Annotated in this window: 12 protein-coding genes; 6 read left to right on the top strand and 6 right to left on the bottom strand. The window is 64.7% G+C overall.

The genetic code is table 11. The features are described 5' to 3' along the window. The first annotated feature begins 57 nt into the window (after window positions 1–57). From ACO076_RS04455 to ACO076_RS04440, 4 genes are all read left to right on the top strand, one after another. Complete coding sequence (locus ACO076_RS04455; protein WP_421725528.1) at window positions 58–1,257, top strand: carboxylate-amine ligase; 1,200 nt, start codon at window positions 58–60, stop codon at window positions 1,255–1,257. Further along, on the top strand, window positions 1,254–1,859 hold the full coding sequence (locus ACO076_RS04450) for an NUDIX domain-containing protein (RefSeq protein ID WP_421725527.1): 606 nt from the start codon (window positions 1,254–1,256) through the stop codon (window positions 1,857–1,859). The genes ACO076_RS04455 and ACO076_RS04450 overlap by 4 nt, the downstream gene beginning before the upstream one ends. Further along, on the top strand, window positions 1,859–2,518 hold the full coding sequence (locus ACO076_RS04445; protein ID WP_421725526.1) for an alpha/beta hydrolase: 660 nt from the start codon (window positions 1,859–1,861) through the stop codon (window positions 2,516–2,518). Before ACO076_RS04450 ends, ACO076_RS04445 begins: the two co-directional genes overlap by 1 nt. Window positions 2,519–2,735: 217 nt before the next feature. After that, on the top strand, window positions 2,736–3,812 hold the full coding sequence (locus ACO076_RS04440) for a DUF2865 domain-containing protein (RefSeq protein WP_421725525.1): 1,077 nt from the start codon (window positions 2,736–2,738) through the stop codon (window positions 3,810–3,812). Between the two features lie 149 nt (window positions 3,813–3,961). Here the strand turns inward: ACO076_RS04440 and preA are convergent, their stop codons facing one another. The 4 genes from preA to ACO076_RS04420 all read right to left on the bottom strand — a co-directional run bounded on the left by preA (window position 3,962) and on the right by ACO076_RS04420 (window position 9,495). Then, entirely contained in the window at window positions 3,962–5,272 is a 1,311-nt protein-coding gene (preA, locus tag ACO076_RS04435; protein ID WP_421725524.1) for an NAD-dependent dihydropyrimidine dehydrogenase subunit PreA, read from the bottom strand. 3 nt (window positions 5,273–5,275) lie between these two features. Continuing rightward, a complete protein-coding gene (locus ACO076_RS04430; RefSeq protein ID WP_421725523.1) occupies window positions 5,276–6,634 on the bottom strand; it encodes an NAD(P)-dependent oxidoreductase in 1,359 nt (452 codons plus the stop codon). A gap of 129 nt (window positions 6,635–6,763) precedes the next feature. Next, window positions 6,764–7,942: an ATP-grasp domain-containing protein gene (locus ACO076_RS04425; RefSeq protein ID WP_421725522.1), complete on the bottom strand. Its 1,179-nt coding sequence runs from the start codon at window positions 7,940–7,942 to the stop codon at window positions 6,764–6,766. Between the two features lie 125 nt (window positions 7,943–8,067). Further along, window positions 8,068–9,495: a helix-turn-helix domain-containing protein gene (locus tag ACO076_RS04420; protein WP_421725521.1), complete on the bottom strand. Its 1,428-nt coding sequence runs from the start codon at window positions 9,493–9,495 to the stop codon at window positions 8,068–8,070. A 151-nt stretch (window positions 9,496–9,646) separates the two neighbouring features. Here ACO076_RS04420 and aceA point away from each other — a divergent pair, with 151 nt between their 5' ends. Together aceA and ACO076_RS04410 are read left to right on the top strand one after the other, a co-directional pair. After that, complete coding sequence (gene aceA / locus ACO076_RS04415) at window positions 9,647–10,927, top strand: isocitrate lyase (RefSeq protein WP_421725520.1); 1,281 nt, start codon at window positions 9,647–9,649, stop codon at window positions 10,925–10,927. A gap of 44 nt (window positions 10,928–10,971) precedes the next feature. Further along, window positions 10,972–11,169: a DUF4170 domain-containing protein gene (locus ACO076_RS04410; protein ID WP_421725519.1), complete on the top strand. Its 198-nt coding sequence runs from the start codon at window positions 10,972–10,974 to the stop codon at window positions 11,167–11,169. Between the two features lie 21 nt (window positions 11,170–11,190). On the opposite strand, the gene ACO076_RS04405 is transcribed toward ACO076_RS04410, so the two are convergent. Further along, window positions 11,191–13,473, bottom strand: coding sequence for an NADP-dependent malic enzyme (locus tag ACO076_RS04405; RefSeq protein WP_421725518.1), 2,283 nt, complete (start codon window positions 13,471–13,473; stop codon window positions 11,191–11,193). Window positions 13,474–13,587: 114 nt separating this feature from the next. Continuing rightward, complete coding sequence (locus ACO076_RS04400; RefSeq protein WP_421725517.1) at window positions 13,588–14,634, bottom strand: iron-containing alcohol dehydrogenase; 1,047 nt, start codon at window positions 14,632–14,634, stop codon at window positions 13,588–13,590. Between the last annotated feature and the right edge of the window lie 22 nt (window positions 14,635–14,656).

Below are 14,656 nucleotides of genomic sequence, written 5' to 3'. Positions count from 1 at the left end.
TCGCCTTCCATGACAGGGGGCATTGGCGTTGTCTCGGTTTTCTGACACCGTGGGGCGATGACGACACAAGAACCTTCCTTCACCATCGGCATCGAGGAAGAGTATCTGCTGGTCGATCTTGAGACCCGCGACCTCGCTGCCGACCCGCCGCCGGAGCTCGCCGACGCGCTGCATGACACGCTCGGCTCCCAGGTGACGTCCGAGTTCATGCGCTGCCAGGTCGAGACCGAGACAGTGGTCTGCGGAACGATCGCCGAAGCGCGTGCCGAGCTTGCCCGGTTGCGATCGGGAGTCGCTGCGTGCGCTGCCAGGTTCGGGCTTGCGCCGATCGCGGCCTCAACCCACCCCTTCGCCGATTGGAGCACCCAGCGTAACACCGACAAGGAGCGCTACAACGAGATCGCCCGCGACCTGCAGGTCGTGGCCCGGCGGCTGCTGATTTCCGGCATGCACGTCCACGTTGGCATCGAAAACGAACCGCTGCGGTTCGATATCTTCAACCAACTGCCATACTTCCTGCCGCACATGCTGGCGCTCTCGACGTCGTCGCCATTCTGGCGGGGCGACAACACGGGGCTGCACTCCTATCGGCTTGCCGTGTGGAACGAGGTGCCGCGGACCGGGCTGCCGCCCAAGTTCGCCAGCCCGGACGAGTTTCATCGCACGGTCGATGTGCTGATCAATGCGGGCGAGATCGAGGACGGCACCAAGATCTGGTGGGATCTCCGGCCGTCGGCGCGATTCCCGACCATCGAGATGCGGATCACCGACATGTGCCCGCGGCTTGACGACACGGTGGCGATCGCGGCGCTCTATCGATGTGTCGCACGGATGCTCTACCGGCTGCGGCGCGAGAACCAGCGGTGGCGCGACTATTCCTCGTTTCTCGTCAACGAGAACCGCTGGCTGGCTCAACGGTTCGGGACAACGCAATCGATGATCGATTTTGGCAAGGGAGCCGCGATACCATTCGCGGACCTCGCCGACGAGTTGATCGCGCTGGTCGAGGAAGACGCTGACTTCTTCGGCTGTCGCGCGGAGGTCGCGCGAATCCGGCAAATCGCAATCGAGGGTACGTCCGCGGATCGTCAGATCGTCGTGTTCGACAAGGCCGTCACCGCCGGCGAATCCCATGACGCGGCGCTGAGAGCCGTCGTCGATCACCTGATCGAGGAAAGCCTCGTCGGATGCGACGTGGAGCAGCCGGTCACTCCGCCCATCGCGAAGCAAACCGAGGTCGCGGGGAAGGCTTCGTGAGCGAAAACGCCGACGAGGAGCCGGCCGTCCGCGTTGTGAACGCGGAGGTTCTTGCCGACGACTGGGCGACCCTCACCAAATACACGATCGATTATCGCCGCAGCGACGGTGCCCGCGAGACGCTGATCCGCCAGGTTTACGATCGCGGCGATGGGGCCGCGATCCTTCCCTACGATCCTGACCGGGGCACGGTCCTCCTGGTGCGCCAGTTCCGGATGCCGGTGTTCCTGAAGGCGCCGCCGGGCTGGTTGATCGAGGTCTGTGCCGGGTTGCTCGACGACCTTGACCCGGAAGCAGCCATCCGCCGCGAGGCGCGCGAGGAACTCGGCTATGACCTGAGCGATATTACCATGGCGCTCGACGTGTTCATGAGCCCGGGCAGCGTCAGCGAGCGGCTGGCGCTTTTCGTCGCCCGATACAGCCCTGCGGATCGGGTGTCGGACGGCGGCGGCGCGCAGGAAGAGGGCGAGGACATCGAAGTCCTGGAAGTGTCGCTCGACCATGCGATGGGCATGATCGCCGATGGCACGATCCGCGATGCCAAGACGGTCATCCTGCTCCAGCACCTCCGGCTCAAGGCTATGACGCGAGGGTCACGGTGATGAGCGATCCAGGCGATCGTCACAAGGGCCAGCCGATCCTGCGCGCCGGCGCGGAACTGGAGACGGCGGATGCCGCGGTCATCATGCTCCATGGGCGCGGCGCCAGCGCATCCGACATCCTGTCGCTCTCCGATGCCTTCGATCGTCCGGACCTCGCCTATCTGGCGCCCCAGGCCGCCGGCAATAGTTGGTACCCGGAGCGATTCCTCGTGTCGATCGAGGAGAACGAACCGGATCGGACCTCGGCGCTCCGCCTGATCGCCGACCTCATCGGGCACCTGATCACCCATGACATCACACCGGACCGAACGGTGCTGCTCGGCTTCTCGCAGGGTGCGTGCCTGGCCCTGGAGTTTGCGGCGCGTCATCCCGACCGTTATGGCGCCGTGATTGCCTTGTCCGGTGGGCTGATGGGCGAAACCATCGATACCGGCGATTACACCGGTTCACTGGAGGCGACTCCGGTGTTCCTCGGATCGAGCGATGTCGATCCGCACATTCCCGTCGACCGGGTCGCCGCGTCGGCGGCGGTGATGGATGCCCTGCACGGGGCGGTGATCGAGCAGATTTATCCCGGCCTCGGCCATACCGTGAACAACGACGAGATCGTCCATATCAAGCGCTTTTTGGCCGACATGGCGCCCTTATCGTCCGGATAACCACGATCTGGCTTGTGGCTTGGATCACAGCCAGTGAAGCGCCACATGAGATACACTGACCGGTGTCGCATTGCGGTATGGGCGCAACAGATTATGCCGATGTCGCGGATGTGATGCGGGAAAGCCTTTTCGGTCACGGCGAAATCTCCGATAAGCGGGATGCGGCTTGACCGGTGGCCAGAGTTTGCCGGACACGAGCCAGGGAAGGCGTGAGTTTATGGCGAAGCGGACGCGAGCCCATGGGTTTACGAAAGTTCTGACCGTCGCCGCGTTTACCGCGGCCGGCTTTGCCATGACCGTCGAGCCCGTAGCCGCCCAGTCCAGCTACTGCACCCGCCTCCATGCCGATTACCGGGCGCTGTCCCGCGGCTCCGGCGGTGGATCGAAGGCCAATGTCAGCCGTCTACGAAGCGAGTTGTCGAAGGCGCAGCGGCAAGCGCGCCGCAACAACTGTCGCCGCCTGTTCGGTCGCTCGCGCGACTGCCGGTCGATCAATGCTCAGGTCAAGTCGCTTCAGCGCAAGCTCAATCAGGCGTCGCGTGGCGGGAGCCGTGTAAGCAGCCGCTCCACGTCGGCCCAGCGCGATCGCCTGCGCGCCCAGATGCGGCGCAACGGGTGCAACCTTCCCACCGGGAATTCGCAGTGGGCGGGGAGTGGCTATCGCACACTCTGCGTGCGGACCTGCGACGGTTTCTATTTCCCGATCAATTTCCGCTCGAGCCGGTCCCGCTTCAAGGTCGACGAGACGGTCTGCAAGGCGATGTATGGCGGTGCTGGGGCCGAGCTATTCTATCACAGCAACGGCGGCAGCCCTGACCGCGCGGTATCGCTCAAGGGCAAGCCGCTCGCCGCCGAGCCTTACGCTTTCGCCTATCGCAAGTCGTTCAGCGAATCCTGCCAGGGCGAGTTGAAGCGCGGCCTCGCCAATCTCGGCAAGGCGTTCGAGGCCCGCACGGCGGCCAAGGCGGCCGAGAAGGAAGCGGCGAAGGTGACGGATGAGCCGGCGGCGCCGATGCCCATTCCGGTCGCCCGCGTTACGACCTGGGGCGATCCCGAGACGCTTGCCAACCGGGCCGGCGACTTCGTTCCCGAGCGAATCGTGCCGGATCCGGACGGCACGGCCGTCGCGGAGATTCGCCGGTTTGGACCGGACTACTACTACGAGCCGTCCGAGACGATCACCGCGATCTACGAGCCGCCGGATCTTGGGCCGGAGTTCAGTCTGATCAGCTCCGCTCATGCCGACGAGCGAGTGGAAGCGGGTGACGCTGCGGTCGATACCAGCGTGCAGTAGCGCTGAAGCCATCTCTCCTGACGACCAGACGCTGATTGCCGGGCTCGACTGCCTTGGTCTGACATCGCGAGCCTCTAGCCTCGCTGCCAACGTCGAGCGGCGGGCGAGCCCGGACGATGAAACCGACGACACTGCTAGGCGCGGCGACGCTACTCCGCCGGTTCGTGTTCTACGAAAACTGTTGGATTGTTCGGGTGCTCGGTCCAGTTGCGGAAACCTCTCGCCGGTGCGCCGGACTGTGGGTCGGTGGCCGCGGTGACCCGCTCCATGGTGATGCAGTTTTCGACCGGGCAGACGTTGACACAGAGATTGCAGCCGACGCACTCCGCGTCGATCACCTCGAAGTGCCGCTTGCCGTTGACCATCGACGTGATCGCCTGGTGCGAGGCGTCCTCGCACACGATATGGCAGCGGCCGCACTCAATGCAGAGATCCTGGTCGATCCGCGCCTTGGTGACGTAGTTGAGGTTGAGGTATTGCCAGTCGGTCACGTTCGGCACCGCTCGGCCGGAGAGATCGGCCAGCGCCATCTGCCGCTCGTCGAGATAGCGGGCAAGACCGCTCTTCAGCTCGTCAACGATCTTGAAGCCGTAGGTCATCGCCGCGGTGCAGACCTGGACGTTGCCGGCGCCGAGCGCCAGAAACTCGGCCGCGTCACGCCAGGTGGTGATGCCACCGATGCCGGATATCGGCAGGCCGGCGCATTCTTCGTCACGGGCAACTTCGGACACCATCGACAGCGCAATCGGCTTCACCGCGGGGCCGCAATAGCCGCCATGGGTGCCTTTGCCGTCGATCGATGGCTCCGGCGAGAAGCTGTCGAGGTTGACGTTGGTGATCGAGTTGATGGTGTTGATCAGCGACACCGCGTCGGCGCCGCCGTTCTTGGCCGCCCTGGCGGGGTGGCGGATGTTGGTGATGTTGGGCGTGAGCTTGACGATCACCGGCATCCGCGTCGCCGCCTTGCACCAGCGGGTGACCATCTCGATGTATTCGGGCACCTGGCCGACCGCGGAGCCCATGCCGCGCTCGCTCATGCCATGCGGGCAGCCGAAATTGAGCTCGACCCCATCGGCTTCGGTCTCCTCGACCGCCTTGAGGATCGCGATCCAGTTGGGCTCCTCGCATGGCACCATCAGTGACACCACGAGCGCCCGGTCTGGCCAGTCGCGCTTGACCTGCTTGATCTCCTCGAGATTGATCTGCAGCGTGCGATCGGTGATCAGCTCGATGTTGTTAAGCCCGATCAGCCGCCGGTCGCCGGCGTGGATGGCGCCATAGCGCGGCCCCGCGACGTTGACGATCGGCGGGTCCTCGCCAAGCGTCTTCCAGACGACACCGCCCCACCCTGCCTCGAAGGCACGCACCACGTTGTAGGCCTTGTCGGTTGGCGGCGCCGACGCCAGCCAAAACGGATTGGGTGAGGTGATGCCGATGAACTCGGATCGAAGGTCAGCCATCGTCTATGCGCTCCCGAGCGCCCGGTTGATGGATTCGGCGGCGATCTTGCCGTCTTCGACGGCAACGACAGTGAGGTCCTCGCCGTCGGAAACGCAATCGCCACCGGCCCAGATGCCGGCGACACTGGTCCGCCGTTCGTCGTCGACGGCAATGCGCCCGCCGTCCAGCGCGATCGCCGGCGCGCCGCTGCCGTTCAGCCCCTCCGCGACGAAGGTCTGGCCGATCGCCTTGAACACCATGTCGGCGGCGAGCGTGAAGGTCTCGCCGGTGCCGACGAGGCGGCCGTCGGCGTCCTCCGCTGTGTATTCGAATGTGACGCCCGACACCCTACCATCATCGGCGACCAGGGCCTGTGGCCGCGCGTTGCATTTGATTGTCACACCGCCGGTCTGGGCGAGCTCCTGTTCGTAGCGACTGGCGGCCATCCGCTCCGGGCCACGGCGGTAGACGATGGTGACGTCCTCGGCGCCGAGGCGTTTGGTCTGGGAGGCGATGTCGATCGCGGTCATGCCGCCGCCGACCACCACGATCCGGCGGCCGACCGGCAGCGCGGACAGATCGTCGGCCTGGCGGATCTCGGCGATGTAGCCGACCGCGTCGCCGACGCCTGAGATCGCCTCGCCGTCGAGGCCAAGCGCGTTGACGCCGCCAAGCCCGATGCCGAGGAACACGGCGTCGAAGGTCTCGCGCAGCTCGCCCATTGTGATGTCGCGGCCTAGGGCTTTGCCGGTCTCCACCGTGATGCCGCCGATCGCCAGGATGAAATCGACCTCGGTCTGGGCGAAGTTATCCGGAGTCTTGTAGGCGGCGATGCCGTATTCGTTCAGCCCGCCGATCTTGTCGCGGGCGTCGAAGATCGTGACGTCATGGCCGTGGACCGCCAGGCGATGAGCGCACGACAGTCCGGCCGGCCCGCCGCCGACCACGGCGATGCGCTTGCCGGTCGGCGCCGCGCGCTCAAAGGGCTGCGATCCGTCCGCCATCAGCGCGTCGGTGGCGTAGCGCTGCAGCTCGCCGATCCGCACCGGCTTGCCTTCCGCCGCCTCGCGAACGCACGCTTCCTCGCACAGCGTTTCGGTCGGGCAGACCCGGGCGCACATCCCGCCGAGGATGTTCTGGGAAAGGATGGTTTCCGCCGCGCCCTTGGGGTTTTCGGTCAGGATTTCGCGGATGAAGAGCGGAATGTCGATTGCGGTGGGACACGCGGTGACGCAGGGTGCGTCGTAGCAGAAATAGCACCGATCGGCTTCGACCAGCGCCTCATGGCGCGTCAGCCGCGGGTGCAGATCGGCGAAGTTACTGGCGTAGTCCTCCGCTTCCAGCCGCCCGGCGGCGATATCCGGCTTCCTCGGTTCTGCCATCGGCGATCTGACCTGCTCCCGCCAGATTGGAACGACTCTTGATCATTTGGACAAATTTCCGGGAAAGCGTCAAGGCAATCCGGGATGATCAGGATGTCTTCGCGGCAGCTCTTCAGGTCCGACGGATAGCTAAGCGCCGCGTCCTTCCGGCATCGTCGGCATCGGCGAGCCGTCCCACGAGATGTCCGCCGTGAACGCTTCGCTGAGCGAGGTGTGTTCTTCTTCTGCCTTGTGGGACCAGTGGCGGCGGTTGATCAGGCAGTAGAGCGCCGGCAGCACGTCGCCGGCCTTCAGCACCGCGTCCGGGGTGGTGAGCAGTTCGTGCAGGAGCTTGCGTGCCGGTAGCTTGGCCGCGTTGCCGACCAGCATGTAGGCGTCGTATTGGCGCTTCTGGCCCGCCGGCGCGATCCGCAACTCGGAGGGCTCGTCGATCACGGCGCCGCCAACCCATTCGCCGGGGGTCAGGAACGAGCCGGCCGTGACCCGCGGATTGCACTCGATCATGACGAAAGCGCCGTCCGGCGTGCGGCGGATGTCGAGGCCGAGAAAGCCGGTGTAGTCGAAGCGTTTCGCGATCGCCCGGGCAACCTCCAGGGTGCCGAAGTCGTCGATCGAATGGAACTGGATCGCATAACCGCCGGTCGCCGCGACCGACGGCTCGTAGGTGCAGTGAACGACCACTTCGCCGTCGCGCACAACGCTGAACGAGCAGGCGTCGTCACCCTCGACGAATTCCTGGACCAGCCACGGATTTTCGGTGGTGGGAACGCAGTCATCGACCGACATCTCGCCGGCGCGGGGGCCGTGATTGGTGAGGCAAGTCTGGCCACCGCGGGAAAAGGCGGGGCGCGCCAGATAAAGGTCGAACTGGCCTATCGCGTCACGGAGTTCATCCTGGCTGGTGACCGTGATGGTCTTCGGCGTCCGCAGGCCAAGCTCGGCGCACAACGCATGGAACCGGGCCTTGTCGTGCAGTTGCTCGATCGTTGCGAAGGACGGGGCGAAGATCGGCGCTGGAATGAGATCTTCGTAGTTTCTGAGATAGAAGCCTTCCTCGATCGCCGGCACCACCAGGTCGATATCGCGATCCTTTATGATTTGGGCCACATCCTCGACGAACTGTAGCGGATCGCCAGCCGCGGGAGCGACGACGTGGAACTGGTCGACGGCACTGGAATGCAGCGCCGGCGCGAGCTTATAGGAGTCGGCCACGTCGACGCGGGCTCCGGCATCGTGCAGCGCGCGGACCAGCGCGATGGATGGATAGAACCGCCCGCACGTGACCAGAACGTTCGTCTTCGCCTTCATTCGTCCCTCCTTCTTGCCCGTCCCCGATCTTGTGCCGGGTTTGGCCTGCAGATGGAAGGGGCGCGATCACAGCCTGTCGGCCAGCCACCACGCGGGCCCGGAATACTCCACGGCGGCGGCCGTTATCAGGCTTGCACGTAGGTCGACGGGCCCCGGACGTTCTCGTCGATGTGGAGTTTTTGGAACAGCGATGGCATCGCCCGCTCGGTGCAGTCGGTACGCGGACACGTGCGACAGGACACTCCGATCGGCATGGCGAGTTGCGGATCGGCGAGGTTGTAGCCGTCGGCGTAGACGATGTCGCCTGCGTGGCGGACGTCGCAGCCGAGACCGATCGCCCGCTGGCTCATGCGGTGGCCCAAACCGCTCGCAGGTGACAGCGGTGCCGCTCGTGACGTGGTGCGGGCGATGCAGAAGAACGTCGCGCCGTCCGGCATCCGCGACAACTGCACCCTGAGCATGCCTGGCGTCGAAAACGCGTCATACACGTTCCAGCGCGGGCAGGCGGCGCCGAAGCGGGCGATATGGATCCCCGAGGCGGAAAACCGTTTGGAGATGTTGCCCGCGATATCGACGCGGATGAAATGGAACGGCACCCCTTCGGCGCCGGGACGCCGCAGAGTGGTCAGCCGGTGGCAGGCCTGCTCGAACGACGTGCCGAACCGATTCTTCAGAACATCGATGTCGTACCGGGTCGCAGACGCGGCATCGAGGAAGAGGCGATAGGGCATCATCACCGCCGCGGCGAAGTAGTTGGCGAGCGCGGTCCGCATCAGCGCCTCGGCATCGCTCGAGGTGAACCGGCCTTCCGCCGCGATCTGGTCGAGCATGTCATGATGACCGAGATAAGCGATCTGGTGGGCGATCTGGAAGATGCGGCTCGACAGCGGCAGCATCTCTGAGATCTCCAGCCGCCGACGGAGCTGGTCGTAATGGCGGGAGCGCCCGTTCATCGCCTCCGCGGGGCGCACCTCCACCTCGGTGGCGTAGCGGCGGCGCAGAACGCCGGTCAGGCCCTGCTGCAGTGTATGCACCGACAACTCGTTCTCATGCCAGAGCTGCTCGGCGGCATCTTCAAGGTCCGGGAAATAGTTGAAACGCTTCTGGATGAACTCGGTCACCTCCTCGGACGGGATGGTGACCGGCGCGGATTCGCTGGCATCCTCGCCGGCGGTGCTCGCGGCATCGGCCGGAAGATGGCGCCGGTAGGCCTCGTAGAGATCGATGACCGCCCGGCCAACCGCCGGCAGCAGCGAAACCAGTTCCTGGACGTCGGTGTTCTTCACCTCGGCGCCCTCGAACACTGGATCGGAGAACGCCTCCATCAGTTCCAGCGACAGGCGCTGGTCGGTGTCCGCGGCGAAGTCCTGGAGATCGACCTGAAAACGCTCGACCAGTTTCAGCAGCACCCGGACCGTGACCGGCCGCTGGTTGCTCTCCAGCAACGTCAGATAGCTGGCGCTGATCCCCAATTCGCGGGCCATCTGCGCCTGGGTGAGGCGCTGTTCCTGGCGGAGCCGCCTGAGCTTTCCGCCAATCCGCATCGCTTTCATCGATCCGATCCTTACAATGCTTACAACTTATCAGATAAGTGCTGTAAGCAAATTGACAATATTCCGCATTTCCATTTGATTTCAATATGTTATTGACCGACACCGCTTGTCAATAATAGCTGTCTTTCTTGTCAAGACAAGGGAGACCACGATGACGACATCACCTGATCGTTTCAAGGGAATCCGGCGCGACTACTCGCCGGACGAGGTTCGCCGACTTCGCGGCCGCGTGCACATCGAGCACAGCCTCGCCCGCCTCGGCGCCGAGCGGCTGTGGGAACTGCTCCGCACGCGGCCGTTTGTACGCACGCTCGGTGCGCTGACCGGCAACCAGGCCATGCAGCAGGTCAGGGCGGGGCTCGAGGCGATTTATCTGTCCGGATGGCAGGTTGCGGCGGACGCCAACAACGCCGGCGAGATGTATCCGGACCAGTCGCTCTATCCCGCGTCGTCGGTTCCCGACGTGGTGCGTCGGATCAACAAGACGCTGCTACGCGCCGACCAGATCGCCGCTCTTGAGGACGACGAATCGATCCATTGGCTCGCGCCGATCGTCGCTGACGCCGAGGCCGGTTTCGGTGGACCGCTCAACGCCTTCGAACTGATGAAGGCGATGATCGAGGCCGGCGCCGCGGGCGTCCATTTCGAGGATCAGCTGGCGTCCGAAAAGAAGTGTGGCCATCTCGGCGGCAAGGTGCTGGTGCCGACCCAGACCTTCATCCGCACCCTCAACGCCGCGCGCCTCGCCGCCGACGTCAGCGGGGTGAACACGCTGCTGATGGCCCGGACCGATGCCCATTCGGCAACGTTGATCACCAGCGATATCGACGAGCGCGATGCGGCGTGGATTTCCGGTGAGCGGACGGCGGAGGGTTTCTTCAAGCTGAAGCAAGGTAAGACCCATTCGGTCGATCACGCGATCGCCCGCAGCCTGTCCTACGCGCCGTACGCTGATCTCCTCTGGTGGGAGACGTCCAAGCCGGACCTCGGTGAGGCCCAGGCGTTTGCCGACGCGATCCACGATCAGTTCCCCGGCAAGATGCTCGCCTACAACTGCTCGCCATCATTCAACTGGCGGGCCAATCTCGAATCCGACACGATCGAGCGTTTCCAGGAAGACTTGGCGGCGATGGGCTACAAGTTTCAGTTCGTTACCCTCGCCGGCTTCCACTCGCTCAACCTGTCGATGTTCGAACTCGCCGGCGGTTACGCCCGGCGCGGCATGGGCGCCTATTCCGAGTTGCAGGAACGCGAATTCGAAGCGGTGCAACAAGGCTTCACCGCCGTGCGCCACCAGCGCGAAGTCGGGACATCCTATTTCGATGCGGTCGCGATGGCCGTGTCGGGCGGACAGTCTTCGACGACTGCCATGGCGGATTCCACCGAAAGCGAACAGTTCGGCACCCCGGAACCCGAACCGGCGGCCGCCTGACGCGAACCCGAACTGGAACAAGACGATACCAAGGAGACGAAACGATGCAGACCGAATATTGGGTTGTCGGTGGCCGTTATTGCGACACCAGCTTCACGTCGATGGCTGAGGGCGCCGAGGCTTACGGTCCTTACGCGCAGTATGACGAAGCGCTGCGCTCTTGGTCGGATCGGAGCCAGGGCACCCGGGCCCAGGCCGCGGTGCGCTACTCGATCGTGACGACCGCCACCCGCACCGCGTGACGCTGCAACGACTGCTCGCCGCTAACCGCCGAGGCGGAAGGCGGCGAGCGCTGCCATGTTGACGATGTCGGAATCGCGAGCCGACAGCGAGACGATCTGAACCGGCTTGTCGAAGCCGACCAGGATCGGGCCGATCACCGTCGAGCCACCAAGTTCCTGGAGCAGCTTGGTCGAGATCGACGCCGAATGCCAAGCCGGCATGATCAGCACATTGGCCGGGCCGGTGAGCCGACAAAACGGATAGGGCGCCTGAGCATCGTGGTTAAGGGCCACGTCCGCCGCCATTTCGCCGTCATACTCGAAATCCACCCGCTGGCCGTCGAGGATCTTGACCGCGTCGCGCACTTTCTCGGCCCGTTCGCCTTCCGGCTGGCCGAAGGTCGAGTAGGCTAGGAACGCGACCCTTGGCTCGTAGCCGAGGCGGCGCGACACGCCGGCCGCTTCCTTTGCGATTTCCGCCAGTTCTTCGGCCGAGGGCATCTCGTGCACCGCGGTGTCCGCGACGAGCACGGTCCGTCCGCGGGCCAGGACGATCGACACGCCGATGATCCGATGCCCCGGCTTCGGATCGACCGCGCGACGCACATCCTCGAGTACCGTGGCGTAGTTGCGGGTGACCCCGGAGACCATCGCGTCGGCATCGCCAAGCGCCACCATGCACGCACCGAAGGCATTGCGATCGGTGTTGGCGAGCCGCTGGCAGTCGCGGAACAGGAAGCCGCGACGTTGCAGCCGGGAATAGAGATAGTCGGCGTAATCGACATTGCGCCGCGACAGGCGGGCGTTGTGAATCTCGATGCCGGACAGGATGTCGATGCCTGCCCGCTCGGCGGTGCCGCGGACGATGTCCTCGCGGCCGATCAGGATCGCGGTGCCGAGCTTGTTGTGAACGAAGCTCGACGCGGCACGGATCACCTGCTCTTCCTCGCCTTCCGCGAAGACGACCCGTTTCGGCTCGCGTCGCACCTGTTGGAAGATGCTCTGTAGCGTGCCGACGATCGGGTCGCGGCGTGCCGACAGTTCGAGCTTGTAGGCCGCCTCGTCGGTGATCGGATCGCGCGCCACATCGGTCTCAGCCGCGGCCTTGGCGACGGCAGCCGGGACCTCACTGATCAGCCGCGGATCGAACGGGACCGGGATGATATAGTTCGGGCCAAACTTCGGGCGGACCCCCTGATAGGCGGCGGCCACCTCGTCGGGCACGTCTTCGCGCGCCAGACCGGCAAGCGCTTCTGCCGCCGCGATCTTCATCGCGTCGTTGATGGTGGTCGCGCGAACATCGAGGGCGCCGCGGAAGATGTAGGGGAAACCGAGGACGTTGTTGACCTGGTTGGGGTAATCGGACCGCCCAGTCGCCATAATCGCGTCGTCGCGGATGCGGGCGACCTCTTCCGGCGTGATCTCCGGATCGGGATTGGCCATGGCGAAGATGATCGGCTGATCGGCCATCGACGCCACCATCTCCGGGGTCAACGCGCCCTTCACCGACAGGCCGAAGAAAACGTCGGCGCCCGCCACCGCCTCGGCGAGTGTCCGCGCATCCGTGTCGGTCGCGTGGGCCGACTTCCACTGGTTCAGCCCGGCTTCGCGCCCCTTGTAGATCGGCCCTTTGGTGTCGCAGAGAATGACGTTCTCCGGCGGCATCCCCAGCGCCTTGACCAGTTCGACGCAAGCGATCCCGGCCGCACCCGCGCCGTTGCACACCAGCTTGGCGGTCGCCATGTCGCGGCCTGTGAGGTGCAGCGCGTTGATCAACCCCGCGGTGGCGATGATCGCGGTACCGTGCTGGTCGTCATGGAACACCGGGATGTCCATGAGTTCGCGCAGCCGGCTTTCGATGATGAAGCAATCGGGCGCACGAATGTCTTCGAGATTGATCCCGCCGAAGGAGGGGCCGAGATGGCGGACCGTCTCGATGAATACGTCGGTGTCCTCGGTATCGACTTCGAGGTCGATCGAATCGACGTCGGCGAAGCGCTTAAAGAGAACGGCCTTGCCTTCCATGACAGGCTTCGAAGCCAGCGCCCCAAGGTTGCCAAGCCCGAGGATGGCGGTCCCGTTGGAGATGACAGCGACCAGGTTGCCGCGGGTGGTGTAGTCGAAGGCCCGCGCCGGGTCCTCGGCGATGGCATTGACCGGAACGGCGACGCCGGGAGAGTAAGCCAGCGACAAATCGCGCTGGGTGGCCATCGGCTTGGTGGCGTTGATTTCCAGTTTTCCGGGCTTGCCGTGACCGTGGAAGTGAAGCGCCTCCTGATCGGTGACGGACGGCCCGGCCTTTGCCGGCGGATTCCCCTCGGGCATGTGCTTGTTCCTTGCGGCCGCCGGCGGCGACCTTACGCAAACGCTATGCTGCAACGCGACAATAGCATTGCGGCAGGGTATCGCAAAAAGCGGCCGGCGAAGGCGACACTGCGTTCAGGCGCGATGGGCGTAGGCCTTGTCGAGCGTCGCTTTGAGGTCGCGGATGAAGGCGTCGGAAATATCCGTGTCGTGGGCGATCGAGTGCCACAGCCCGACCTGGTTGACGTAGCCGCGCATTGCCTTGAGCCCTGTTTCCAGTTGGGCCCAGGTGAGGCCCATGGCTTCCGGCCGTACATCAAGGCCGATCCCGGCGATGATGTCGAGCATCGTCTCGGTCCCGGCGTCGTGGAGCATCGATCCGACGACCACGCCGAGACCGACCGGCTGGCCGTGGAGGAACTTCTTCCCGGTGAGTTTTTCGAGTGTGTAGAAGAGGAAATGGTCGGTGCCCTCGATGTGGCGGGGGCACCAGCCGGCGCCGTGATACGACGTTCCCCATTGCAAGCCGTCGATCAGCGCCCGGATACCCTCATCGTTGAGGGTGCGGATGTCGTCCACATGGCGGGTGATTTGATCGACCTTGGCGAGCGACTGCTGAGCGAGGCCATCGCTGAACCGCCATTTCTCCTCGATCTTGCCGCGGTCCTCGGCATAGCGCCAATCGAGCACGCCGGTATGGAAGCACAGGATGTCGCCGATCCCCGACCAATTGAGATGGCGGGGCGCCGACCGCAGAACGTCGTAGTCGATATAGACCGCCTCCGGCACCGCCCAGCCGCGGTAGATCACCTTGCCATCGACCCGGACGCCGGATCGCTGACCGTAGACCGCATTGACGCTCAGCGCCGTCGGCGCCTGGAACAGCGGCAGGTTCCGCCGCCAGGCGAAATACTTGGCGACATCCAGGGCCTGACCACCGCCGAGCCCGATGACAGCGCCAATGTCGGTCAGGCCGGCCGCATCGCGGTCGAGATCGCCCTGCTCGATCGAATCGGTGAAATAGACCTGATGGTCGGCGCCGTCGAAATGGTGGCCGAACAGCGGCCACAGATCCGGCATGGTGACGACCAGGAAAGGCGGGTGGACGAAATTCTTGAACTCGGAATAGAGCTCGCGGCCGAACACCGTGGGGAAGCCGTAGTTGAGATTTTTCTGAGCCATCAAACGATGTCCTGAGCCGGCT

The organism is Bauldia sp. (assembly GCF_965232525.1).
Lineage (GTDB): Bacteria > Pseudomonadota > Alphaproteobacteria > Rhizobiales > Kaistiaceae > Bauldia.
This window is presented reverse-complemented; position numbering and strand designations above follow the sequence as displayed.

What these genes read in the sequence shown, in the direction of transcription:
- ACO076_RS04405 (WP_421725518.1), bottom strand. Translation starts at nt 13,473, where the DNA reads ATGCCCGAGGGGAATCCGCCGGCAAAGGCCGGGCCGTCCGTCACCGAT.
- ACO076_RS04420 (WP_421725521.1), bottom strand. Translation starts at nt 9,495, where the DNA reads ATGAAAGCGATGCGGATTGGCGGAAAGCTCAGGCGGCTCCGCCAGGAA.
- ACO076_RS04400 (WP_421725517.1), bottom strand. Translation starts at nt 14,634, where the DNA reads ATGGCTCAGAAAAATCTCAACTACGGCTTCCCCACGGTGTTCGGCCGC.
- aceA (WP_421725520.1), top strand. Translation starts at nt 9,647, where the DNA reads ATGACGACATCACCTGATCGTTTCAAGGGAATCCGGCGCGACTACTCG.
- ACO076_RS04430 (WP_421725523.1), bottom strand. Translation starts at nt 6,634, where the DNA reads ATGGCAGAACCGAGGAAGCCGGATATCGCCGCCGGGCGGCTGGAAGCG.
- ACO076_RS04425 (WP_421725522.1), bottom strand. Translation starts at nt 7,942, where the DNA reads ATGAAGGCGAAGACGAACGTTCTGGTCACGTGCGGGCGGTTCTATCCA.
- ACO076_RS04440 (WP_421725525.1), top strand. Translation starts at nt 2,736, where the DNA reads ATGGCGAAGCGGACGCGAGCCCATGGGTTTACGAAAGTTCTGACCGTC.
- preA (WP_421725524.1), bottom strand. Translation starts at nt 5,272, where the DNA reads ATGGCTGACCTTCGATCCGAGTTCATCGGCATCACCTCACCCAATCCG.
- ACO076_RS04445 (WP_421725526.1), top strand. Translation starts at nt 1,859, where the DNA reads ATGAGCGATCCAGGCGATCGTCACAAGGGCCAGCCGATCCTGCGCGCC.
- ACO076_RS04410 (WP_421725519.1), top strand. Translation starts at nt 10,972, where the DNA reads ATGCAGACCGAATATTGGGTTGTCGGTGGCCGTTATTGCGACACCAGC.
- ACO076_RS04455 (WP_421725528.1), top strand. Translation starts at nt 58, where the DNA reads ATGACGACACAAGAACCTTCCTTCACCATCGGCATCGAGGAAGAGTAT.